Below are 21,485 nucleotides of genomic sequence, written 5' to 3'. Positions count from 1 at the left end.
CTAAGACGGAAAAGCCAAGACAACAAGCAAAAGAAAGAGAAGATAAAAGCGATGCCTGTTTTTAGGTCGGTATTTATGTCGCCTTTTGACTGTATAGCAGGACGAAGTCCGCTCTAGCCGCGAAGCGTCCTCGAAACGAGCATGCGAGTGCTCTAGGCTGTTCATGGCGCAAAGGTTAAATGCTGGAATTGAATGCTAGCGGGTTCTAGGTTTTAGGTCCTAGGTTCTAGGTTCTAGGTTCTAGGTTCTAGGTTCTAGGTTCTAGGTTCTAGGTTCTAGGTTCTAGGTTCTAGGTTCTAGCAAGAGCGTGCCAATCAATAAGTTCGTAAAACAGCTATAGATTTTGTACTTCATTTTGCAGGTTAAAACCTTCGCAACTCACATCGATATACTCGTGAGTCATAGGATCGGTGAAGCATAAGCGCTTCGCCATCAATTTCAGCGGCGCCGCGAAATCATCGGCCGCTTTATCGAGTAATTCTGGGTAAAGTCTGTCGTTTAAAAGTGGCATACCGAGACTCATCATATGTAGCCTTAGTTGGTGGGTTTTTCCGGTGATAGGCTCAAGCTCAAACAGGCCAAAACCATTATGCACTTCTATTAAGCGGATCGTAGAGTGACTATTGGCCTCACCTTCGCTAATGCACATCAGAAAACTTGGAACCGTTTTCTGCAAACGGTTTTTAACCGTCCATGCCATAGGAAGACTTAATGCGCCTTGGGTTATCAGTGAGTTAACCTCAGCATTTAAGGGCGCTATCGCTTGATAAGTTTTGCAGATCTCGCCACGCTTAAATAACTCATGGTAGTCATGTCGAGTATCGCTATTTAGGCTTAGCAGCATCACGCCCGCTGTCGCTCTATCTAGGCGATGAGCCGCCACTATCTCTTGGTTCCCGGTCTTTATCCGCAACCTGTTAACCAAACACTCATTAACGAAATTACCACTCGGGTTCACCGCTAAAAAATGAGGCTTAAATACCAGCATAAACGCATTCGTCTGTAGTAAAACCTGTTCTTTAAAGGGGATGATAGATTCGCACTCTACTTCACGGTAATAATAGACCCGTTCGCGAGGGGCAAAAGGCGTATCTAGAGTAATGGGCGTGCCATCGCGCCAATGCACTTTTCCCTCAACAATACGTGCTTGCCACACGGCTTTGGCGATTGTGGGAAACTGACTAATGAGGAAGCTAAACACTGTGGGTTTATCGGTTACTGTTTCCGGTAACACCACATAGGAGGCTTGGGTAGCGCGAACAGAGGAGCTCATAAGACTCAAAATATAGAGGTATGCATAATAAAAGTGGCGCTACTTTAGCAAATAGCAGTCTATTATCAAAATCGACTAAAAAGTGCCTATTATCAAAATGACTTAAGAGTGCTGATTATCTCTAGCATGGGATTTAATTAACTCCAGCACAAAATTCATTGTCTTGTGGCAATTTGGCTGGTCAAGTAAGCGCAGCTTGTCTTGATTATAAAGAGGCAGCACCTCTAACCAGCGCTGACTCACCCAAGACGCATCTTCAAGGTGGACGTCATTTTCATACAAACCAAATAGATCCGGGTTAACTTCATAAAACTGCTCTAGGGCGGCGCTAATTAACGCAAACTCACCATAAATGGGCTCATGTTGCCAATTATTGCTACGTAGTACGCGACTGATCCAAATACCATCTTTTCGTTGCGCAGCCGACAGTACTCTCACTCTTTGCTTACCCTCAATCACTAAACCTAAAGAGTCATCATCAAGCAGATTAAAATCGATCACTTCACATTGAGTCGCCGTCTCATAGCAAGGTAAGCTACTATTTTCCCTCCCCACTCCAAAAACAAGCGGGTAATGACCTTTGAGGATCTCAGCGATCATGCTCAGATAGCGTGGATCGATCACACGGATCTCCAAACGCCCTTCGGGTAACAACAAGGTGTCATGGGTCAATAACGCCATTTCTTGTGTCTGCATAATAACCTCCCCCCTTTAATAGGTAGGCCACAGTATTTTGACTTATGTCAATAAAGCTAAAGTGTAGCAGCTGAACAAATTTCAGCCAGCACACAACACCAAGCTTCTCCCTACCTAATAGACAGGAAAACGATGGGCTTTATTACACAAACATGCAGATAGGCTATAACCTCTCAATCCGCTGTAGTAAGGTCCCTTTAGCTATAACATCAGCTAAATCATCAGCTAATACTTGGCTAATCGCCACGGATTGACGCCAATACTTAATTCGGCTATCAGTGTCTAAGTACTTAAAGTCTTCTCTATCGGGTAACTTGCCATAGGGCAAACCCTGCAAGTAATTCTGAGTGGGAGCCAAGATAAGTGCATTGTCATAATTGGCTTTCGCCAACCGCCAAGACAAGGACTTATCAAACCAGCCCGGTGACATGTTAGGGTAGAAATGTGGGTATAAAGTAAGGCCTGAACTCTGTTGTAAGGGCAAGTCAAAGTGATAATCAGTAATGCCACCATCGTAATAGTGCCCTTTGGGCGCCCCCTCAATTTGGGTAACCGGAGACAGCACCAAAGGGATAGAGCCTGTCGCTAACAAGACTTGATGCATATTAGCTTCTGATAACGAGTAAAACTGACTCGGCAGATCGTTAAGGTCGGCATAAGGGGAGCACTTTTTATCAACACCAAAAACGCAGCGCTTAAAGTGCCAAGATAGGCTCTTTCGATTAACAAAATTGGTCATGGCAGCAGTCGCTAGCCCCAAAGCTAATGGTCCACGTCCACCCATCTGGTTAAGGTGCCTTGCCTGACACGCAATGTAATGGCTATTGATCTGTTCATGTCCAGCAATCTCAACCGCACCGCGACTCCCCAATAATCCCTCTATAATGCCTGCAACCTGAGTAGAGACCTCTTTTGCTGTCGGTTTAGTATCGTAACGCTGACCAATGTAAAGCGCTTCTAATCGGTCATAAGCTGATTGCGGATTAGCTTGCGCTAGACATGCCAGTCGCCACGCCCCCGATGAAGCGCCGAGAGTATGCAGCGGCTGATTTAAGTCTTTAAAGAACTCGGTAAAAAGATAGCGGTCGAGCCCAGCAATACCGATCCACTTAGGCCCTCCCGAGGCTGCCAGCAAGCGTGAAAACAGTTCAGGTTTAAATCCATTCTCGCTCAGAGTGTTAAAAGCCTTTGGCCCGGCGATAAATCGTAATGCAGACACACTCATCCTTATTTGGTTAATTATTTTCAGTTTCAATCAGTCTACGTCATACCCTAAACTTGATGCTTAATCGACGCAACAGGAAGTATTATCTTGTATCGCCTAACTTAAGTTAGCGTTACACTTCGCCCTATAAACGGTGCGTCTATTGGCGTGCTTTTGTCTAACTAATTAATTGGTCAGATTCGACCACTGCGAGCAAACATCATGATTGTTGATACGTTAGCGAACCGCGACATCTATGCTGCGATTAACCCACAAATTGCTAAAGCCCTTGAGCATCTTGCAACGACCGATTTTAGCCTGCTTGAAGTAGGTAAATATGAACTCGAAGGCAAGAACTTGTTTGTTATCGTTAATGATTACCAGACCCAGCCTAAAGAACTTGAAGCATTTGAAGTCCACCAGCAGTATATTGATGTGCAATATGTAGTGAGTGGCGAAGAGGAGTTCGGTTACCTACCTTTAGCTAACCAAACCCCGTCGAAGCCATACTATGGCGAACACGACTACGCTAATTTTGATTATGAATCGAATAAAGATGACGCCGCTTTTATTCCACTAAAAGCAGGTATGTTTGCCTTGTTTTTCCCTGGTGATATCCATATGCCAGGCACTGGTGCTAACGCAAATAAGGTGAGAAAAGTGGTCATTAAAGTTAAGGTTTAATAGCAGTCAGTATCAATATTTCAAGGATAGAATAATGCGCTTTGTCAGTTTACTCATTGTTTTGCAACTTAGCTTTCTCAGCCCATTCGCTATGGCTTCCATCACGCCTGACGAGCTACACCAAATAAAAGCGATACAATTTAATGATGGCAAGGTCATAACGTCCGGTCTACCTAAGAAGTCTGAATTTTCAGCGCTAAAAGCATCAGGTATCGAGCTGGTGATCAACTTAATCCCAACAGAAAACCCTAACGGGTACTCCAATGAAGCTGAGCTGGTCACTCAAGCTGGTATGGACTATGAAGGAATTAATGTTGATTGGCAAAACCCAACAATAGATGATGTTGGCCGCTTCTTTAGCATCATGGAGGCTAATCAAGGTAAGCAGATCTTAGTGCACTGCGCGGCAAACTATCGGGCATCTGCGTTTTACTACCTTTATCTATTAAAGAACGGCCACAGCGACTCTATTGCTTATCAACAAAAAGTGATGGCACCTTGGGGCGAGCTAACTCAAGCCTTAGCTGACTACCCTCAATGGGCAAACCTTATCGAACAGGTAAAAGCGAATATCAATGAGTAAGCGTGTCGTCTCAAGCCCGAACTCTCATCAATTCTAACAAGCGCCCAATCGGGCGCTTTTTTTATTAGCGATAAGCTCTTCTCTTCACATTAGCCACAACTCAAGCTGTCAAATTTGTGATCTTGATCATTATTGCCAAGCTGCTAATATAGCCAAGCAGAATTAGTTATACCAAAAAAGAATAACAGTATTTTAACGGCACAATTATAAAAATAAGAGCCATAAATAATGAATAAACTAAATGAGTTAACTCAAATCTATCTTGACGCTAATGCCACTACACCAGTCTTACCTGAAGCTGCAGCCGCTGCGCTATCAGCCATGGAAACCTTGTTTGGTAATCCAAGTAGCAGCCATATCACAGGCCTAAAAGCCAAAAATCTGATGGAGCAACCCCGTCAACACGCGCAACAGTTACTCGGTAGTGGTGCGGGTAAGCTCATCTTTACCAGTGGTGCAACAGAAGGGATCCAAACCTCGATCCTTTCAGCGCTGATTGCGGCGAAGACTCAGATACAAGCGGGGAAAAGCTACAGCGTACTCTATGGCGCCACCGAGCATAAAGCGGTGCCCGAATCTCTCAAACATTGGCTTAAGGTGCTAGATATACCAGCTGAGGTAAAAGCTATTCCAGTCGATCGTTTTGGCCTACTCGATCATGATGTTATTCGCCAACAAGCTCCCAGTGCGCTGATGATTTGTACCATGGCTGTTAATAATGAGACTGGCGTATTTCAAGACCTACAACAGTTAGAGCACACTATCCGTAGCAGTAATCCTGCTATATTTTGGATGGTCGACTGTGTGCAAGCCCTAGGTAAAACTGCACTCAATCTTGAACAAACAAGCATTGATTACGCGCCATTTAGCGGCCATAAGCTCTACGCACCAAAGGGGATAGGTTTTGTTTATATCCGAGAAGGTGCACCTTTCACGCCTTTTATTGCAGGAGGAGGCCAAGAAAGTGGTTTACGCTCAGGCACTGAGAACCTACCAGGGATGGCCGCACTTGACGTGATATTTAAGATGCTACTACCTAACCAACACTCTGCGTTTAGTAACAACGAGGCACTACACAACTACAGACAGCAGCTTGCAGATACCTTGACTCAGTGTTTTCCGCAGGTGGTGTTTAATAATAGTTTTGAACATAGTGTGCCAACGACAATTAACTTTGCCGTACCTAACTTCAGTAGCAAAGAGATCATGGACCTCTTTGATGCCGCTAATATTCGTGTCAGCTCAGGCTCAGCCTGCAGTTCTAAGGTCACCCGCAGCTTTGTACTCGATGCCATGGGCTTACCTGCTTGGCAAAGCGAGTCTGCCATTCGAATGTCTTTCGGGCCAGCCATGACCCAAGCTGATGTAGACACTGCTTGTGAGCGCATCAAAATGGCCTCTCAAGCCTTAACCCAAAGCTGCTTAGTTGTCGACATCGCGAATGATACGACAGACAAAGCCGAGTTAGATGGCTTATTACAGCTGCGTTCTGGCGCTAGTTGCACTTGGGTTTATGCTGATAAAGTTAGTAAACAAGCAATCATTATTGACCCGCTCCCAGAGCTGCAATGCCGACTTGATACACTACTGCAATGCCAGCAACTCACCCCTGTTGCGATTATCGACACCCACGGACATGCCGATCATGTGTCTGGGCGTGAAGTCTTAGCTAACCGTTACTTAGCCGAGCAAGATAGCGATATTTTAGGCTGGCCTTATCAGAGCCAAACCATCGAGCAATTTGGCGGGGAGTATGAGGCGATTACGATTGGCTCACAGCAATTAATAAAAGTGCCGACTCCGGGTCACACCAGCGATAGCATAAGCTTACTCCTCTGTGCAGCTGAGCAAGGTGAGCAACTGCAGGTTCAGTATGCTTTTACTGGCGACACGATTTTAATGGGAAGTCTAGGTCGAACCAATTTTGATTCGAGCTCAAGTTCGGCGCTGTTTAGCAGCCTAAAACGACTCAATAACAGCCTCAGTCCCGATACGCTCATTTGCGCAAGCCATGATTACAATAATGAGTTCACCACCAATCTCAGCGCAGAGATGATGCGTAATTCGCTGCTTAACGCGGTATTAACGCAGCAAATATCTGAAGCGGACTTTGTGGTGCGTAAAGCGCAGCTCGATAGCCACCTAAATGATGAAGTGGGGACAGAAATTATGTGCGGTGCCTACGTGGGCAGCTGTGATAAGTCTGCCATCAAAGAATATGACTCCAATAGCCTAGCGGCAGCGATGCAAAATGATAGTCAGGTACGGATAATCGATATCCGCGAGCCCCATGAATATGCTCTCAACCATGCCGATGGCTCAAATAAAAATGTGCCTTTGACTCGGCTAGTACAGTTTATTCAAGAACATCAACACCAAAAAGACAAACCTTGGGTACTGGTATGTCGCAGCGGTAGCCGCTCGATGATCGCTGCACAAGCGATGCAAAGATTAGGCTTCGAGCAGATCTCGCACCTTAAAGGCGGCTATGCGCTCAATCATTAAATTATGTTGCGCCTAGCGTTATCGGCAGCATAAGGTTTAAGCACTTCAGTGATGGCTTAGAAGATTAAGCGCATTAAAAAGCCCTTTGCGGATAACTGCGAGGGGCTTTTTACGGGCAAATTAACATATTAAATCACTACTACTTTGCCGCGACCATCACCGAACACTGCTTAGGTTTAACCTTAGCTTTTTTGCTTTTTGGCTTAGCTTCTGCTGTCGCAGTTGATTTAGACGCAAGCGGTTTCGGTTTTTCAACCTGAGTTTGAGTCAACTGTTGTTTCCACCAGCCCAGCTCACCACAGCCATTGCCGCTGGGGATCGCCGCTTGATCTCGGCAAAAAGGGTTATCATCAGGGCAACTCAGTCTAACGTGCATATGATAGGTATGGCCCCACCAAGGACGAACCTTATTCAGCCAGGAATCATTAGCTAAGCGCAGATCACAAAGGTGTTGCTTAATCACGGGGCTGACAAATATCCTTGCAACACGTTCATCTTCTGAGGCCAGCTTTAGCATTTGAGTATGCGCCTTAGACCATACCTGAGTATCAAGTTTGAACTGCTTCTTATTGACCAATTTAAGGGGGGTAGGCTGCTCACGCTCAGCCTCTGTTAACGGCTGACTCGTTTGCTTCAACCAAATATCAACATCTAGCCCTATCTGATGACTGCTATGTCCCTTAGTAAAATTGCCGCCCCTTGGCATCGACATGTCGGCGACCAAAATATCACTGAAGCCTTGCTGATTAAGCTTGGTAGCATAACCCTCTATAAATCGTATCAGACTGGGGTGACCATAATAACGCTGTCTTGCGGTACGAATAACCTGATAACCTTTGCCAACCAGTGGCAGCGCTTGAGCCCCCTTCAAACACCCATTGGCATAACTGCCAATGGCACTGGCTTGAGTACCATAAGTGGTACCCACGGCTTCCCAAGGATTTGCCGCCGCCATCGATGCAACAAACAGGCTCAAGCCTACAAATCGGCGTACGCCTAGCCCGGTGATCTTCCACAATCGGCTCGCTAACATCCCTTATCTCCCTATGGCGATGGTTACTTTAGAATGCATAAACTAAGTCAACCCACTTTGATTCACTCTATAAATGCATTTTGGCTCACTCCATAAAAGATAGTTGAGATTACAGCGCTATCATCAGCGTAAGCTAAATAATGATCGCTACAGTAGGTTTTACAGAGGGGATTTTTGATGGGTAGTTTTTTAAGAGGAATTTAAAGGATATTTTTGAATCAGAGTCTTTAAAAGGTAGCCTTTGAAGAATAGCTTTAAAGTAGAGCCTTTAAAGGGGAGTCGCTCTGCGGGCCAATAGCTCAACTCTTGAGTGTTCGACTGTAAACGAGTATTTGAGACGCAATTTGATTCTAGTTAACCGTCCTAAAACGTAATGTAGAAGACTCACTTTCAGCTATTTGCCAAGCCTCTCTTTTGCTGTTCACATATAAGTCTCTGCAATTTAAAAAGAGTATCAGCCATGATACCGCCTATCACTTAACATCGTGTATATGCTATTAGAATCAGTCTACACATGAAATCAATACAATCATCCACATAAGCATAAACAGCCTAGAAAATGCGGAGCGATCCCGCTCCGCGTACTAAATATGCCAGCCATGCTGGCACTTTATTCATTAAGGTGGTTAGGCATAACCGCAAGCATCATTATGGAATAAAAACATTTCATATGACTCGCCCCTTAATAACTAAAGCGCTGTATTAACAACTTGCAAACCGTAGCTAAAAAGCAAGAGATAACACTGATGGCAGACTAATGCGTCAGCGTTATTTCTCAAGCCTTCTCCATTATCCATTATCCATAATGGAGGTTCAAAAGATTAAACTTGCTTGAATATCGGTGCTGTAATGAGCACAAGATATTCAAAGGTATTACTTGCGCCCTTGATATAACCAACGGTAAAGCGTCGGTAATACTAATAAGGTCAGCGCTGTCGAACTAAAGAGACCACCGATAATCACCACGGCTAGCGGCTGCTGGATCTCACTTCCTACTCCTGACGAAATCAGGATTGGAATAAGGCCTAATGCTGAGGTTAGTGCCGTCATCAGTACTGGGCGTAAACGCCCTACCGTGCCTTCATAAACCGCATCATAGAGCGTCTCGTCGGTCTCTTCTTTAACGCTGGCTCGACGTTGATTAATAGAGTCGACCAATACCACTCCGTTTAGCACCGCCACCCCAAACAAGGTGATAAAACCAATAGAGCTAGGCACCGACAGATAAGTGCCGCTGACAAACAGTGCAACCACACCACCAATTAAGGCCAGCGGTACGTTGGCCATAATCAAGCCAACTTGCTTTACTGAGCCAAAAGAGAAATACAGTAGCAGTGCAATCAAACCGATAGAGATAGGTACGACCAACATTAACTTTTGCTGAGCACGCTGCTGGTTCTCATACTGACCGCCCACAACTACTGTGTAACCCGGTGGAAGTTCAGCCTGAGGCACGATGGCGTAAATATCATTGACCACTGAGCCCATGTCACGATCAGAAACGTTAGCCTGCACCACAACGCGGCGCTGAACATCATCACGACGAATGTTAGGTGGTGCCATCTCAATCACAACATCGGCGACTTCACCAAGACGAACCGTAGCACCGCTGACGCCCGTCAATAGCAAGTTTTCTAACACATCTGGAGAGCTACGATATTGCTCAGCTAAACGCACGTAAATATCGTAACGCGCATTACCATCGATAACTTGGCCTGCACTCCCGCCACCAATACCCTGGCTAACCAGCGCCATGATTTCATCAACACTAATGCCATAGCGAGCCAGTTGATCACGCTTAGGGCGAACAACTAATTGCGCCTCACCACTGACCTGCTCCAGTGATACGTCTACCGCACCTGGGATCTGTGAGACTAAATCGGTCAGCACTTGGCCGCGCTCAGATAATACATCTAAGTCGGGTCCAAAAATCTTAATCGCTAGCTGGGCTTTAACACCTGACAACAGTTCATCGACGCGAGTCGCAATGGGCTGGGAGAAGGTAAACAGTAACCCTGGATAGACGTTAAGTTTTTCTTCCATCTTACGTTGCAGTTCAAAGCGATTTTCCGCGCTTACCCATTCATCAACCGGTTTCAATCCGATATAGATCTCGATGTTGTTAACAGGTTCAGGGTCGCCACCTAACTCAGCAGCACCAATACGGCTTAGGGCGTAATCCACTTCAGGGAATTCAAGCAGAATCGCCTCAAGCTTTGGGGCAACATCCAGTGATGTGCTAAGGCTTGCCGTAGGAGCAAGGGTGACACGCAGATTAATGGTGCCCTCTTCAAGTTCAGGTACAAACTCTGTCCCTAACCTTGGCAATAACATCATGCTCATGGCAAACATGACAGCAGATGCAATCACCAACACTTTAGGGTGTGCCATGGTTATGCTTAATAGTTTACGGTAAACGGACTCAATCGGCTTAAGCACCGCACTTTCTCGTAGCACAACGCCGCGTTTAAATAGATATACCGCAAGCGCAGGTACCGCAATCAAGGCAACTAACAATGCCGAGATCATCGCAAGAATAATACTCACCGCCATCGGCTGGAATAACTTACCCTCAACACCTTCAAGGGCAAACAAGGGTGCAAACACCACGATGATGATCGCGGTCGCGAAGAAAATTGGGCTACATACCTCTTTAGCCGCCAGCATGACGCGCATAGCGATACCACCGCTAGATTCATCATGAACGCTATTTTTAGTGCCATCTTCATCGCTATGGTAAGGATCTACCTCACCAGAAGCGCGCTTTTGAGCGTTTAGTAAGTGGCGTTTATCGGGTTGAGTGAGATGCTTGAAGATATTCTCTACCATCACCACCGAGCCATCCACCAGCATACCAATGGCAACCGCTAAGCCACCTAGCGACATCAAGTTTGCTGACATACCAAAGTAAGACATCACTAACAGTGCAAGACCGATAGAAACAGGAATAGACAGTAGTACCAACATGGTCGCGCGGATGTTGACTAAGAACAGCGCCAAGATCACCACGATAAAGATAAACGCCATGAATAGCGCGTCACGTACCGTAGTAACGGCTTGATTAACAAGGTCTGCTTGATCATAGAAGACTTCAAACGACACACCATCAGGTAGCGCCTGCTCAATCATTGCAGTGCGATCGCTAATATCGTCGATCGTTTCTTTGGTGTTCGCACCCATACGTTTAAGTACAACACCTGCAACCACTTCACCCAGATTTTGAGTATTTCCCGCTTCGTCACGGCGCGTCATTGTCACCGCACCAACGCGGATTTCACTGCCGTAATCGACCTTAGCAATATCACCCACACGTACAGGGGTACCGGCAACTTCGGTCAGTGGGATTTGTGCAATCGCTTTTAGACCCGCATCGCCCGCAGGCAATAAACCATAACCACGTACAACTAATTGCTCCTGGCCCTGATCCATAAACCAGCCACCCGCGTTGCGGTTATTGCTCTCTAACGCGCTAGTGACCTGCGCCATAGATAAGCCGTAGCTCAATAGCTTGTTTGGTTCTATTTGCACTTGGTACTGACGTACCTCACCACCAAACGATAATACTTCAGTCACGCCGCCCACAGGCATCATGATAAGTTTCACCATGTAGTCGTTGATACTACGCAGTTCAGCAGCATTCACTCCTGACTCAGGTGTGGCACGCAAGATGTACTGATAGATCTGTCCAAGACCTGACGTATTTGGGCCAATTTCAGGTACGCCAACTCCGTCGGGGATCATTTCACGAGCAGCTTGCAGCTGCTCAAACACTTGCTGACGCGCAAAATAAATATCAGTGCCTTCAGCAAATACCACAGTCACAATCGACAAACCCGTACGTGAAAGTGAGCGAACCTCAGTCACCGCAGGCAAGGCATACATCGCCGACTCAACAGGGTAACTGATTAACTTTTCAACCTCTTCCGCCGCTAAGCCTTCGGCAGCAGTATTAACCGTTACCTGAACGTTGGTTACGTCAGGAAAGGCATCTAAATTGAGTTTTGGTAGCATAGCGATACTGGCAATAACCAAGCCTATTAGCGCAAGCACTACCATCAGACGGTTGCGAACGGCAACGTCTATGAGTTTCTGTAACATAGCTGCAGCCTCTTAGTGATTGTGGATATCGAAACCAGATTTAGCTTGCTCAGAGGCGAGTAGAAACGCACCTGACACAACAACCTGAGCATCTTTCGCCAAACCGCGCACCAAGTTCATGCCACGCTGACGCTCAACCACTTCAATCTCTATCGCTTCAAAACCATCAGCGCCTTCGATGAACACCTGCCAGTGACCGTCGCTACTACGTGTTAGCGCCGAATCAGGTAAAATAACCCCACCTTCTGAAGCATCAGGAAGGTACAGTTCAGCAAATTGACCTGCATGTAACACATGGCCTGCATTTTCAAAGGCCACTAAGATCTGCTCAGTACGAGTGACGCTATCAAGCTCATGTGAACGACCAATGATGGTGCCTTCCATGCTCTTGTCGCCAACTTTGACCACTGTTTTGCTGCCAATACTGACATTTTCAGCTTGCACTGGCGTCAACTCAGCTTCTACCCAAAGGTGTGACTCATCCGTTAACTGCATTAGCGCCGTACCTGCCGGTATAATTTGGCCTAACATGGCGATATCTTGCTGAACACGACCTGTAATCGGCGCAATCAACTGATAACTACCTATGGTTTCTGGTGCATTAGCTAAGGCTTTAATCTGCGCTGGCGTCATCTTCATCGCTTCTAACGTGGCACGCTTAAGCTCGGCATCCACTTGAGCTTGCAGGCGACGACTCGCGCTGACAGCGCTAGCGCTCATGCGCTTCACTCGGCTCCACTCTGCTGCGGCATTAATATAGTCAGCTTGCGCTTGAGCCACGGCGACGCCGCCTAGCGTTAGCAGTACATCTCCCTTGTTAACTTCTTGCCCTGGAACAACGCTTCTTTTTAATATGCGAACATCTACCTGAGGAGCAATAGTGACGGTTCTGTCTCTATCCACGACCAAGGTGGCTGTAGCGACAGCTTCTAGACTAAAAGTTTGCTCACTCAACTGAGCGACTTCGATACCCGCCAATGCCTTTTGCTCAGCGGTCAATTTAATACCATGAGCCTCTTCTTCAGCTTCTTCTGCATCGTGACCATGACCATCACCTTGTGCGTTCTCTTGTTCTGCATCGTGATCATGACCGTCATCCAGTGCATTTGCTTGATCAGCGTCGTGATCGTGGCTGTCACCATGGGCGTTGGCTTCTTCGGCGTTATGCTCGTGAGCATCATCTTGTACTTTCATCAAAATGATCTCTTCAGCACCGTGATCATGGTCATCGCCAGCGGTTGCAATCGTAGGCAATAAAAACGCCGTGGTTAGTGATATCAAAAAGCCAAAGCTCATTGCACGAGTAATTGCATTTAGTCCGAATACGCTCGATTTTACAGTGCTGTTCATATTGTTAAGCATCACTTGTTGTACCGTTGAATTATTTGTCGTTTTCATCATCTAAGCCTTTATTTTCTCTGCTCAAGAGCTGCCACATTGGCACCTTGAGTTGATAGCTGACTATTGAGGTAGCCTTCCAATTGCCCACTTACACCCATCCAGTTCAACCAGTTTTCATACAGGGCTGATTCGAGCGTTAGACCCGCTATATAGCTGCTGCTCATCTGTCTTTGGCTTTGTAGGTAATCGCTAGTATTGATGTCGCCAGCCTGCCACTGTTGTGACAATGATTTGGCCGCTTTAGTACCTGATGTAAGGACTAAATCACTCCAATCTTTATAGCGCTCAGTGAGTCGAGGAAGGCTTAATGAAAACTGCTTTTGTTGCTGTAACAACACACGTTCTTCGGCAAGGTAGGCTTGCTCTGCAATCACAATACCTTGATTAGCAACAGCAATAGCTTCGCTATAGTTATTTCTAATCTGTAGAGGGATCGACACGCCTACACCGAACTTATTCTCGTCACCTTCACGCTCTGCGCTAAGGCTAATACTCGGATCGGCGCTACCATCAGCCTTTGCTTGTTCTACTGCGACTTTGGCAACCAGTACTTGTTGATAAGCACTCTTAAGTGCTGGCAGCTCTGGTGATACCTCTAAACGACTTGCTTGTAGCGTTAATGCATTAATAAAATCTTCAAACGGCAGTTCAAATTCACCAAACAATGCCAATACGGCTCCATCTGCTGCAATTGATGCTTGCTCGCCCAAGGCGTAATCAGCGGCGCTGTTAGCAACGTCGAGTTGCATTAACTGCAACTCAACACTCGACATATCACCCACCTCGGTGCGCTGACGCGCAATTTCGAGTTGCTCTTTGGCACGATTGAACTGCTGCTTTTGAAACTCTAGCACCTTACGCGCCTGGTTTTGATTAGCTAACGCTTGCAATCTTTCGGCTAGCATCTGATTGCGTTCTAGCGTGATAGTAGACAGTAAAATTTCGCTTTCAAGCTGTGCTATACGGGTAGCAACACCACGCTTATCGCCCCAATCGATAGTCTGACTGATATCTAGGCTATAAGTGTCATCGGTGGCATTTTGGTAACCCAAACCAAGCTCGGGGTTATAAACCGCCTTGTCTGACGCAGCCATGTTTGACTGTGCCTGTTGGCGGCGCGCAGCTTGAGCCTGCACTTCTGGCAAACTATTGAAGCGTTGCATAACCTCAGGAAGCCAATGGTTAAACTGCCCCATGTTATTTGTAGAGGCGCCAATTTGCGCTTGAGCCATAGACTCGGGCAATTGAGGCTCAGTGTCCGCAGCTTGCAGCCTAGTCACTGAACCTGCCAAAAGGCCGAGTATCAGGCTGGCAATTATCGTTTTTTTCATCGTGGATCCTATCAACCCGAACGCCATCACTCCTATGCGATAAAAAACACCTAGCCTATGTAGGCTGCAGTCGTGTCAATGGCATGAATATGCGCTCGGGTGTAAATCGATATGAGTCAGTATGGATCCCATGATTTACCCCACAGATGACACAAATAATATCGAGTCAATAAGCGAGATATAGCAAGATCCACACAGTAATGTAATAAAGATTTAGCGAAGCTGAAGTTGGCGCTTAGCGTATGTAGCGCTGAAGGTGAAAATCACCTAGCCGATTTCAACCCCTATAGGGTTAAACGATTGGGGGGCGGTAATCCGGGAGTTGCTCTGGGGGAAGGTATTGCTCGTTAATACTATTTAGCTCATCGCTCACAGGTACTGATGGCACGATAGAGACAAATGACATTGCCGTCACGTGACCGCCGTGACAAGGGCAATCGAGGCACAACTCAAAACTTTTCGATTCGGTTTTATTGATTGTATGACTATGTGCGGTGTCATCGACATTAACGACTTGCTGTTCAATTGGGCAGGTACAGTCTACACATTGAGCAGAGGTTATAACATCTGCAATAAATTCGAGATGTGGGTGTGGCGCGCTTTCTTCCTCGTGATCCCCTAAATGTAACTGGTGCGCGCCAAGATTGCCGCCTGCAAATTGCAGGAGGACAACGGCGATCAGCACAGCTGCCATTTTATAAAGAGACTGGGGACTAAATAGACGCAAACTTCACCTATTGATTCGGTTTATAAAGCTAACAAAAAACGTATTGTAGCGATTAAGACTCGCATAATAGACTAAAGTTCACTGTAAACAAGATATTATCTAGCGCTTAGTGAACTTGCTCTCATTTTCAATGCGAGTCGGTTAAACTGTTGATATTTATTTAAATACACAGTGTTTAGCGTAATCGGCCGCTTCGTTAGCCGTCCAGTCTCCAGATGGCTTTTCTTTCATCTGTTTACACCAAGCTTCGCTGCCAACTTCTGGCGCACAAGCGCTCAGTCCAAATACCAGTGCACAAACCAATGACAGCCCTGACAGTTTAGTTAAAGACATCTGTAAATCCTTCTATTTAAATACGGCAATGAATGTTGCCCGATTATACCAAGATTAATTGCCCGTACGAGCAGCGATCCATTGTGTAGCCAACTCTTTTTGTTCTAATGGATACCAGGCCACTTCACCTTGCATAAATGGCCCCATGAGCCGCACTGCATTACCAAACCAGTCAGGACCACCGACAAGCACTAAGGCATCGAAATTTGGCAACTGAACTTCGCCGCTTCCTGTTAACGATTGCTGCTGCCAGCCCTCGAGTAAAACATCGGCTTCTACATAGATACAGATCTTACCGCTTGTGTCGCGATAACGCTCAATCAATGGTTGCATGATCTGACCGTAATCCTGGGTCGATAAGCGACCACTGGCAAATAAACTGATCACACCCTTAGCAATATCAGGGATCTTACACAGCATACATCGGCTCCGTAATTCTCAATAATGACGTAATGATTGCTTGATAATAGCAAACTCGCCGCGAAGGAAAAGTAGACCATCCCTTATTTCGGCTAAAAGTCTGTTAATATTGAGCAAAGGAAATTTAAGAGCCTACGCCTAGTTCCGCGTCAGGTAAACCATCAAAATAGGCGTACTGCTTTGGCAACAATAAAAATATCAAATTCAGTATCGATTCAAGACAGCGAACTCGAGTGGCAATTCATCCGCTCCAGTGGCGCAGGAGGCCAGCACCTCAATAAAGTGTCTACGGCTGCACAACTTATTTTTGATATCAAAAGTTCCTCTTTGCCTGAGTATTACCAGCAACGTTTACTCGCTAAGGCGGATCACCGCATTACCAAAAGCGGTAAAATCATCATTAAATGCCAGCAAAGCCGCAGTCAGGATTTTAATCGCCAAACCGCACTTGAGCAGTTTATCGTTTTAGTGGCCAGCGTTAATGCTGTGCAGAAAAAACGTATCGCGACCAAACCGACTAAAGGTAGCCAACGTCGCCGAGTCGATACAAAAAAACAGAAAGGGGCGACGAAGGCCCTGAGACAAAATAAATCTAACTTTTAGCCCTTAAGCCAAAGTAGAAAGAGGTGAGTCGAGATGAGAAATACTCACAAAGTTTGGCTATGTAGCTACAATGTTCGACAAGCAGCAGTTTTTTTGTTGAAATCAGCGCTATAAGCGCATATTAATCTGCGTTCACAACAATGTATTCCAAGGGAATTGTCATGAGCAGCCAAGCAAAAATCTTATTAGTTAATGGTCCTAATTTAAATTTACTCGGACGCCGTGAACCTGGCCACTATGGTCATCATACACTGGATCAAATTGTCGATGATCTCAAGCAGAGTTCAACTCAAGCCGGAGTGCAATTAGAGCATATTCAATCAAACGCCGAACACTTACTGATTGAAGCTATTCACAATAGCGATGCCGATATAGTGATTATCAACCCCGCCGCCTTTACTCACACCAGTGTAGCGCTTAGAGATGCATTGCTTGGAGTCGCCATTCCATTTATTGAGGTTCATTTATCAAATGTGCACAGCCGTGAGCCATTCCGTCACCACTCTTACTTTTCCGATAAAGCCATTGGTGTGATCTGTGGCTTAGGCGCTCAGGGATATCAATTTGCACTGCAAGCCGCTATAGCTCGCTTAACTGCCACTGAAAAACATTAAGGTCAACCTAGTTAATGGATATTCGTAAAATCAAAAAACTGATCGAGTTAGTGCAAGAGTCTGATATTGCAGAACTTGAAATTAAAGAAGGTGAAGAGTCGGTGCGCATTTGTCGCCACAGCCCTGTACCGATGCAGTCAAATACACACGCATATCTCGCTCCAGCGAGTAGTGTCGCCCCAGCAATACCACGCCCAGTGAGCTCAAACAGTGCAGATGATAGCGACACACATCAGCTGCTATCGCCTATGGTTGGCACCGTTCACCTCACGGATAAAAATAGCCACACACCGCTGTGCACTGTCGGCCAAAACGTTAAGCTTGGTGAGGTCGTGTGCACCATCGAAGCCATGACGATGAGCAACCATATTACAGCTGATAAAGCGGGCATCATTAGTGCCATTTTGGTGGATGATGGTCAACATATCGACTTTGAGCAAGTCATTCTAGAGATAGAATAAACGCATATATACAAAAGCTTAAGTATTTAACAAGGAACCCTATGATACTCATTACCGGTGCAAGTAGCGGACTAGGCGCAGCGCTCGCCAAACTATACGGCGATGAAAGCCCAATTTGTATCACAGGCCGCAATAGCGAACGTTTACAGCACATTTCAGCCGTTATTAATCAGCCTTGCCTGACTCAAACTACCGATTTATGCAACGCTAATGCTGTTGAGGCCTTGTTTGATTCTCTGCCGCAAACACCTTCAATGATCATCCATAGTGCAGGCAGTGGCTATTTTGGCCCCATCGAAACACAATCATCTGAGGCTATTCAAACGCTGCTTAATAACAACGTTACCTCAGCAGCTTTCTTACTACGTGAAGCTGTTAAGCGCTATAAAGACCAAGCTGTGACGGTGGTCATCGTCATGTCGACCGCTGCGTTAGTCGCTAAAGCCGAAGAGTCTACCTACTGCGCAGCAAAATGGGCTGTCAGAGGCTTGGTCGAGTCGGTACGTTTAGAGCTAAAGAATAGTCCAATGAAATTAATTGCTGTCTACCCTGGGGGCATGGCCACCGATTTTTGGCCTACCAGTGGTAAACAAGCCAATACCAGCGACTTTATGAGTGCTGATGAAGCTGCAGGCATGCTAAAACACGCTTTAAAGAGCACCGAACACGGTTATATTTCGGATTTAACCATCGCTCGCGGTTAAACCTAATTGAGCTGTGATTATTAGCCGCTAAGTTAAATGAAATAACTCAAACCTTTTCTATACTTAGCGAACCTAAGAATAAATAATTTGACCTAGAGTCAGGATAAGGAAAGTGGATGCGAACGGGTTTACTGTTTCTGGTTTTCTCAACAATATGTTTATTTATCGGCTATCACGCTTACCTATTTATTATGCCGAGTGTTAAGGTCATTAATCAGTCTGGACAAATTTTAACTCGAGTCGAAGTCAGTCTGCCGAGCAATAACTTAGTATTTGATAATATTGCCCCTACGCAAACAATGCGTATTCATTACAATACCGATCAAGCTGACGGAGACTACGCATACAGCATTCGACTATCATCTGGGGAGCACATTAATGGCCGCTGCGGTTACGTTACTCACGACCAATATATGAAAGTCCTAGAGTTGACCATAGACAGCGACGACCAAGTTAGCTGTGCTGAATAGGTTTATTCGCCAAGTAATGCAGCAATCTGCTGGTAACTGCTTTGGTTATTTTGATAATCAATTTCAATCGAATATAACTCGCCATTGACTAACAAAACTAATGATGGGAAACCTTGAATAGGTAAGTGCCTTGTACGGTTTAGCTCCCCCTCTAACATCGCCCTGGTTTCATCACTGTTCAACGCTATCGCAAACTGCGTACTATCAAGCCCAAGTTTGTTCGCCAGTTCAACTAAAGTGGCATCATCAGATGGGTTCTTTGCCTCTAAATAATATGCCTGTTGAATAGCGAGCAACATCTCTTTTTCAAGGCCAGATTCTCGAGCCAGTAAAGCTGCGCGGCAAGCCGGATAAGTCGAACGACGTGGCTTACATTGCTGCCAAAAATCAAAATTAAACGCTGTGCCCAATTGCAAAGCAATTTTGCTCCAGGTTTGCACCAAAAACTGCTGCATCTCTTCAGGCATAGGCTCATCACTATCTGGTGCTAGGCCGCCCAATCTATATTCAATATTGAGTTCAGGAAAGTCTACTTGCAAATTAGATTGCAGTCCTAACCAAGTCTGCCTATAACCCCAGCACCAGCTACACATAGGATCATAAACATAATAAAGAATTGCCAAGTTCATGGATGATTGTACCTCCGTCCGTTTGAGGACTCCTAGACTACCTAGCCAGATAAATATGTCTAGTAATTAAGACCATTCGATCTATATTTTTTGACATATCATTCGAAGTAATCGATAAAATAAAGCATGAAAACCTAATCGATTTTCTATGTCGGTTATTATATTTAAACAGCTTTTACCCGTATCTAAGCTCAAACCCGATATCAGCATTATTCGCGGTTAGTTGTTAACGCTCACCTCTTGGTAGCTAAATTGGCCACTGTCTAGCTGCTGTTTGCGTTCCTGTTTAACATTAAAATCAAGCTGCTTAAGATCAACTCGTTTTATCGCACTGTCATTCATGGTTTTATAAAATAATAAACCATTGCTCTGATCAATTACCGAGGTCCATTGAGTCGCACTCGACAGATCAGTAATGTGGGATTTATCATTAAATTCACTACCAATTGGGATATCGAAGTTATTCAAAATGTGAAAAGCTTGTGACACCGCCTGCTGAGCGTTATTCAACACAGGACTGCTATTGACGTAAAACGCTGCACGAACGAATCGAGATGGCGGTGAGATATCACCCGGAAGGCCCACAAAGTTAGAACCAACACCAAAGGATTGCGCCTCTACACCATTAATTTTCTGTGGTGGACTTATCCCAGGATGAAGATTGATATAATTATTAAGGTTGGTCACTTGCCAATTATAATCTGGCGAGTTAGTTAGCACCTTAGCCGTATTTTTATGAATATTTATTTTGCCGTGATCCATTATTTCAATCACTATGCTATTGCCCTGCTTATCTGATACCCGCCAATGCGCAGTCGGTGAAGGATTACCCTGCTGGTCAAAGTAGACTGTGACAATCTTAATTTTATCTAATGCAGCTTCAACCTCAGCGACAGTCTCAAATCGAGTCAACATCCAGCGTACAAAATCCATATCCGTAATGTTATTGTCAGTTTGCTTTGGGTCATACTTGGAAAGCGAGCCGTAATTGCGGAAATAAAAGAGCCCTGCACTTAAACCTTTCTCATTAATGCCTTCAGCAATAAAGCGATCATCACTGACTGAAATCCCCACAAAACCATAGTTACTGTTCCAGGTTAAGCCTTTTTTCTGATCGGGCATAATCGCCGTATATTGATAATCTCGAGGTGAGATAATGAGTTTACTATTAAGGTCATTATGACCCCACTCGATAGTACGAGCCTGAATTTGATCATTACTGCTAGTCGATAACGTTATTCCGGTACAAGCACTCGCACCATGACTAACAATGGAGGCGAGTACTAAAGCAAGTAGTGTTTTCTTCATGAATTTATTCTTAATCTTAGAAATGTATGACTGGATAAACCGCTCCATTAAACCTACACCTGAAAGGTAAAATTACAAAGCACTTCTACCAATTTGAATAAAGATGTCATTGCTTAGCGAGAGCTCTGCGACAGACGACGTAAGGAGTGTCGATATTGAAGCAGTATTTATCGACCGCTGGCGACTCTTTATCATCAAGAGTGGCATCGTTGCCAGCTTAAGTGGATAAGCCTCCTAAAACGGATAGCTCTATTCTGGCTAAGCACAGCGACGGTGCGACGTAAGGAGTGGCTCTTTTCAGCGTTCGTATATACGAAAAAAGCCCGTTGCGTTAGCAACGGGCTTTATCGCTTCTCTTTCGAGAATAATTTGGCGCCTGGAAATGACCTACTCTCACATGGGGAGACC

21 protein-coding genes are annotated in these 21,485 nt (G+C 45.4%); 9 read left to right on the top strand and 12 right to left on the bottom strand.

The features are described 5' to 3' along the window. Window positions 1-334: 334 nt before the first annotated feature. The 3 genes from ACVBJC_RS18365 to ACVBJC_RS18355 form a co-directional block, all read right to left on the bottom strand. Window positions 335-1,273, bottom strand: a complete 939-nt coding sequence (locus tag ACVBJC_RS18365; protein WP_447162373.1) for a pseudouridine synthase — start codon at window positions 1,271-1,273, stop codon at window positions 335-337. A 102-nt stretch (window positions 1,274-1,375) separates the two neighbouring features. Then, entirely contained in the window at window positions 1,376-1,969 is a 594-nt protein-coding gene (locus tag ACVBJC_RS18360; protein WP_447162372.1) for an LON peptidase substrate-binding domain-containing protein, read from the bottom strand. A 163-nt stretch (window positions 1,970-2,132) separates the two neighbouring features. Further along, entirely contained in the window at window positions 2,133-3,188 is a 1,056-nt protein-coding gene (locus tag ACVBJC_RS18355) for an alpha/beta hydrolase (RefSeq protein ID WP_447162371.1), read from the bottom strand. A gap of 207 nt (window positions 3,189-3,395) precedes the next feature. Between ACVBJC_RS18355 and ACVBJC_RS18350 the strand changes: the two genes are divergently transcribed. The 3 genes from ACVBJC_RS18350 (at window position 3,396) to ACVBJC_RS18340 (ending at window position 6,945) form a co-directional block, all read left to right on the top strand. Then, entirely contained in the window at window positions 3,396-3,857 is a 462-nt protein-coding gene (locus ACVBJC_RS18350) for a YhcH/YjgK/YiaL family protein (RefSeq protein WP_447162370.1), read from the top strand. Window positions 3,858-3,891: 34 nt separating this feature from the next. Next, window positions 3,892-4,440 (top strand): protein tyrosine phosphatase family protein, encoded by a 549-nt coding sequence (locus tag ACVBJC_RS18345; protein WP_447162369.1) that lies wholly within the window; start codon window positions 3,892-3,894, stop codon window positions 4,438-4,440. A 228-nt stretch (window positions 4,441-4,668) separates the two neighbouring features. After that, on the top strand, window positions 4,669-6,945 hold the full coding sequence (locus tag ACVBJC_RS18340; protein ID WP_447162368.1) for an aminotransferase class V-fold PLP-dependent enzyme: 2,277 nt from the start codon (window positions 4,669-4,671) through the stop codon (window positions 6,943-6,945). 139 nt (window positions 6,946-7,084) lie between these two features. Here the strand turns inward: ACVBJC_RS18340 and mepA are convergent, their stop codons facing one another. The 7 genes from mepA to ACVBJC_RS18305 all read right to left on the bottom strand — a co-directional run bounded on the left by mepA (window position 7,085) and on the right by ACVBJC_RS18305 (window position 16,288). Beyond that, the gene (mepA, locus tag ACVBJC_RS18335; protein WP_447162367.1) at window positions 7,085-7,978 is read right to left on the bottom strand and encodes a penicillin-insensitive murein endopeptidase; all 894 of its coding nucleotides are present in this window, start codon (window positions 7,976-7,978) and stop codon (window positions 7,085-7,087) included. Window positions 7,979-8,851: 873 nt separating this feature from the next. Then, window positions 8,852-12,076: an efflux RND transporter permease subunit gene (locus ACVBJC_RS18330; protein WP_447162366.1), complete on the bottom strand. Its 3,225-nt coding sequence runs from the start codon at window positions 12,074-12,076 to the stop codon at window positions 8,852-8,854. A gap of 12 nt (window positions 12,077-12,088) precedes the next feature. Further along, on the bottom strand, window positions 12,089-13,474 hold the full coding sequence (locus ACVBJC_RS18325; RefSeq protein ID WP_447162365.1) for an efflux RND transporter periplasmic adaptor subunit: 1,386 nt from the start codon (window positions 13,472-13,474) through the stop codon (window positions 12,089-12,091). Between the two features lie 11 nt (window positions 13,475-13,485). Next, window positions 13,486-14,808, bottom strand: coding sequence for a TolC family protein (locus tag ACVBJC_RS18320; RefSeq protein WP_447162364.1), 1,323 nt, complete (start codon window positions 14,806-14,808; stop codon window positions 13,486-13,488). Window positions 14,809-15,100: 292 nt separating this feature from the next. Next, window positions 15,101-15,502 carry a hypothetical protein gene (locus ACVBJC_RS18315; protein WP_447162382.1) on the bottom strand — a complete coding sequence of 134 codons (402 nt, stop codon included), beginning with the start codon at window positions 15,500-15,502 and terminating at the stop codon, window positions 15,101-15,103. A gap of 189 nt (window positions 15,503-15,691) precedes the next feature. Continuing rightward, window positions 15,692-15,868: a DUF3012 domain-containing protein gene (locus ACVBJC_RS18310; protein ID WP_447162363.1), complete on the bottom strand. Its 177-nt coding sequence runs from the start codon at window positions 15,866-15,868 to the stop codon at window positions 15,692-15,694. A gap of 54 nt (window positions 15,869-15,922) precedes the next feature. Next, a complete protein-coding gene (locus tag ACVBJC_RS18305; protein ID WP_447162362.1) occupies window positions 15,923-16,288 on the bottom strand; it encodes an STAS/SEC14 domain-containing protein in 366 nt (121 codons plus the stop codon). Between the two features lie 180 nt (window positions 16,289-16,468). Between ACVBJC_RS18305 and arfB the strand changes: the two genes are divergently transcribed. The 5 genes from arfB to ACVBJC_RS18280 all read left to right on the top strand — a co-directional run bounded on the left by arfB (window position 16,469) and on the right by ACVBJC_RS18280 (window position 19,140). Further along, a complete protein-coding gene (gene arfB / locus ACVBJC_RS18300; protein WP_447162361.1) occupies window positions 16,469-16,891 on the top strand; it encodes an alternative ribosome rescue aminoacyl-tRNA hydrolase ArfB in 423 nt (140 codons plus the stop codon). 161 nt (window positions 16,892-17,052) lie between these two features. Continuing rightward, window positions 17,053-17,505, top strand: coding sequence for a type II 3-dehydroquinate dehydratase (gene aroQ, locus ACVBJC_RS18295; protein ID WP_447162360.1), 453 nt, complete (start codon window positions 17,053-17,055; stop codon window positions 17,503-17,505). A gap of 14 nt (window positions 17,506-17,519) precedes the next feature. Continuing rightward, window positions 17,520-17,966 (top strand): acetyl-CoA carboxylase biotin carboxyl carrier protein, encoded by a 447-nt coding sequence (gene accB, locus ACVBJC_RS18290; protein ID WP_447162359.1) that lies wholly within the window; start codon window positions 17,520-17,522, stop codon window positions 17,964-17,966. Window positions 17,967-18,007: 41 nt separating this feature from the next. After that, window positions 18,008-18,670 carry an SDR family NAD(P)-dependent oxidoreductase gene (locus ACVBJC_RS18285; protein ID WP_447162358.1) on the top strand — a complete coding sequence of 221 codons (663 nt, stop codon included), beginning with the start codon at window positions 18,008-18,010 and terminating at the stop codon, window positions 18,668-18,670. Between the two features lie 116 nt (window positions 18,671-18,786). Continuing rightward, the gene (locus ACVBJC_RS18280; protein WP_447162357.1) at window positions 18,787-19,140 is read left to right on the top strand and encodes a hypothetical protein; all 354 of its coding nucleotides are present in this window, start codon (window positions 18,787-18,789) and stop codon (window positions 19,138-19,140) included. A 2-nt stretch (window positions 19,141-19,142) separates the two neighbouring features. Here the strand turns inward: ACVBJC_RS18280 and ACVBJC_RS18275 are convergent, their stop codons facing one another. Continuing rightward, window positions 19,143-19,769 (bottom strand): DsbA family protein, encoded by a 627-nt coding sequence (locus ACVBJC_RS18275; RefSeq protein ID WP_447162356.1) that lies wholly within the window; start codon window positions 19,767-19,769, stop codon window positions 19,143-19,145. A 219-nt stretch (window positions 19,770-19,988) separates the two neighbouring features. Then, window positions 19,989-21,077, bottom strand: coding sequence for a linear amide C-N hydrolase (locus tag ACVBJC_RS18270; RefSeq protein WP_447162355.1), 1,089 nt, complete (start codon window positions 21,075-21,077; stop codon window positions 19,989-19,991). A gap of 103 nt (window positions 21,078-21,180) precedes the next feature. Between ACVBJC_RS18270 and ACVBJC_RS18265 the strand changes: the two genes are divergently transcribed. Further along, window positions 21,181-21,306: a hypothetical protein gene (locus ACVBJC_RS18265; RefSeq protein WP_447162354.1), complete on the top strand. Its 126-nt coding sequence runs from the start codon at window positions 21,181-21,183 to the stop codon at window positions 21,304-21,306. Window positions 21,307-21,485 lie beyond the last annotated feature (179 nt).

The sequence above is a fragment of the Shewanella sp. 0m-6 genome, from assembly GCF_052977325.1.
The sequence above is the reverse complement of the archived record's forward strand: the minus strand, read 5'-3'. Positions and strand labels throughout refer to the sequence as shown.

Bases quoted from the DNA above. Each gene is read 5' to 3' on its own strand.
- ACVBJC_RS18320 (WP_447162364.1), bottom strand. From the start codon at position 14,808: ATGAAAAAAACGATAATTGCCAGCCTGATACTCGGCCTTTTGGCAGGT.
- ACVBJC_RS18345 (WP_447162369.1), top strand. From the start codon at position 3,892: ATGCGCTTTGTCAGTTTACTCATTGTTTTGCAACTTAGCTTTCTCAGC.
- ACVBJC_RS18265 (WP_447162354.1), top strand. From the start codon at position 21,181: ATGTCATTGCTTAGCGAGAGCTCTGCGACAGACGACGTAAGGAGTGTC.
- aroQ (WP_447162360.1), top strand. From the start codon at position 17,053: ATGAGCAGCCAAGCAAAAATCTTATTAGTTAATGGTCCTAATTTAAAT.
- ACVBJC_RS18330 (WP_447162366.1), bottom strand. From the start codon at position 12,076: ATGTTACAGAAACTCATAGACGTTGCCGTTCGCAACCGTCTGATGGTA.
- mepA (WP_447162367.1), bottom strand. From the start codon at position 7,978: ATGTTAGCGAGCCGATTGTGGAAGATCACCGGGCTAGGCGTACGCCGA.
- ACVBJC_RS18305 (WP_447162362.1), bottom strand. From the start codon at position 16,288: ATGCTGTGTAAGATCCCTGATATTGCTAAGGGTGTGATCAGTTTATTT.
- accB (WP_447162359.1), top strand. From the start codon at position 17,520: ATGGATATTCGTAAAATCAAAAAACTGATCGAGTTAGTGCAAGAGTCT.
- ACVBJC_RS18315 (WP_447162382.1), bottom strand. From the start codon at position 15,502: ATGGCAGCTGTGCTGATCGCCGTTGTCCTCCTGCAATTTGCAGGCGGC.
- ACVBJC_RS18325 (WP_447162365.1), bottom strand. From the start codon at position 13,474: ATGAAAACGACAAATAATTCAACGGTACAACAAGTGATGCTTAACAAT.
- ACVBJC_RS18270 (WP_447162355.1), bottom strand. From the start codon at position 21,077: ATGAAGAAAACACTACTTGCTTTAGTACTCGCCTCCATTGTTAGTCAT.
- ACVBJC_RS18340 (WP_447162368.1), top strand. From the start codon at position 4,669: ATGAATAAACTAAATGAGTTAACTCAAATCTATCTTGACGCTAATGCC.
- ACVBJC_RS18360 (WP_447162372.1), bottom strand. From the start codon at position 1,969: ATGCAGACACAAGAAATGGCGTTATTGACCCATGACACCTTGTTGTTA.
- ACVBJC_RS18275 (WP_447162356.1), bottom strand. From the start codon at position 19,769: ATGAACTTGGCAATTCTTTATTATGTTTATGATCCTATGTGTAGCTGG.
- ACVBJC_RS18365 (WP_447162373.1), bottom strand. From the start codon at position 1,273: ATGAGCTCCTCTGTTCGCGCTACCCAAGCCTCCTATGTGGTGTTACCG.
- ACVBJC_RS18280 (WP_447162357.1), top strand. From the start codon at position 18,787: ATGCGAACGGGTTTACTGTTTCTGGTTTTCTCAACAATATGTTTATTT.
- ACVBJC_RS18350 (WP_447162370.1), top strand. From the start codon at position 3,396: ATGATTGTTGATACGTTAGCGAACCGCGACATCTATGCTGCGATTAAC.
- ACVBJC_RS18285 (WP_447162358.1), top strand. From the start codon at position 18,008: ATGATACTCATTACCGGTGCAAGTAGCGGACTAGGCGCAGCGCTCGCC.
- ACVBJC_RS18310 (WP_447162363.1), bottom strand. From the start codon at position 15,868: ATGTCTTTAACTAAACTGTCAGGGCTGTCATTGGTTTGTGCACTGGTA.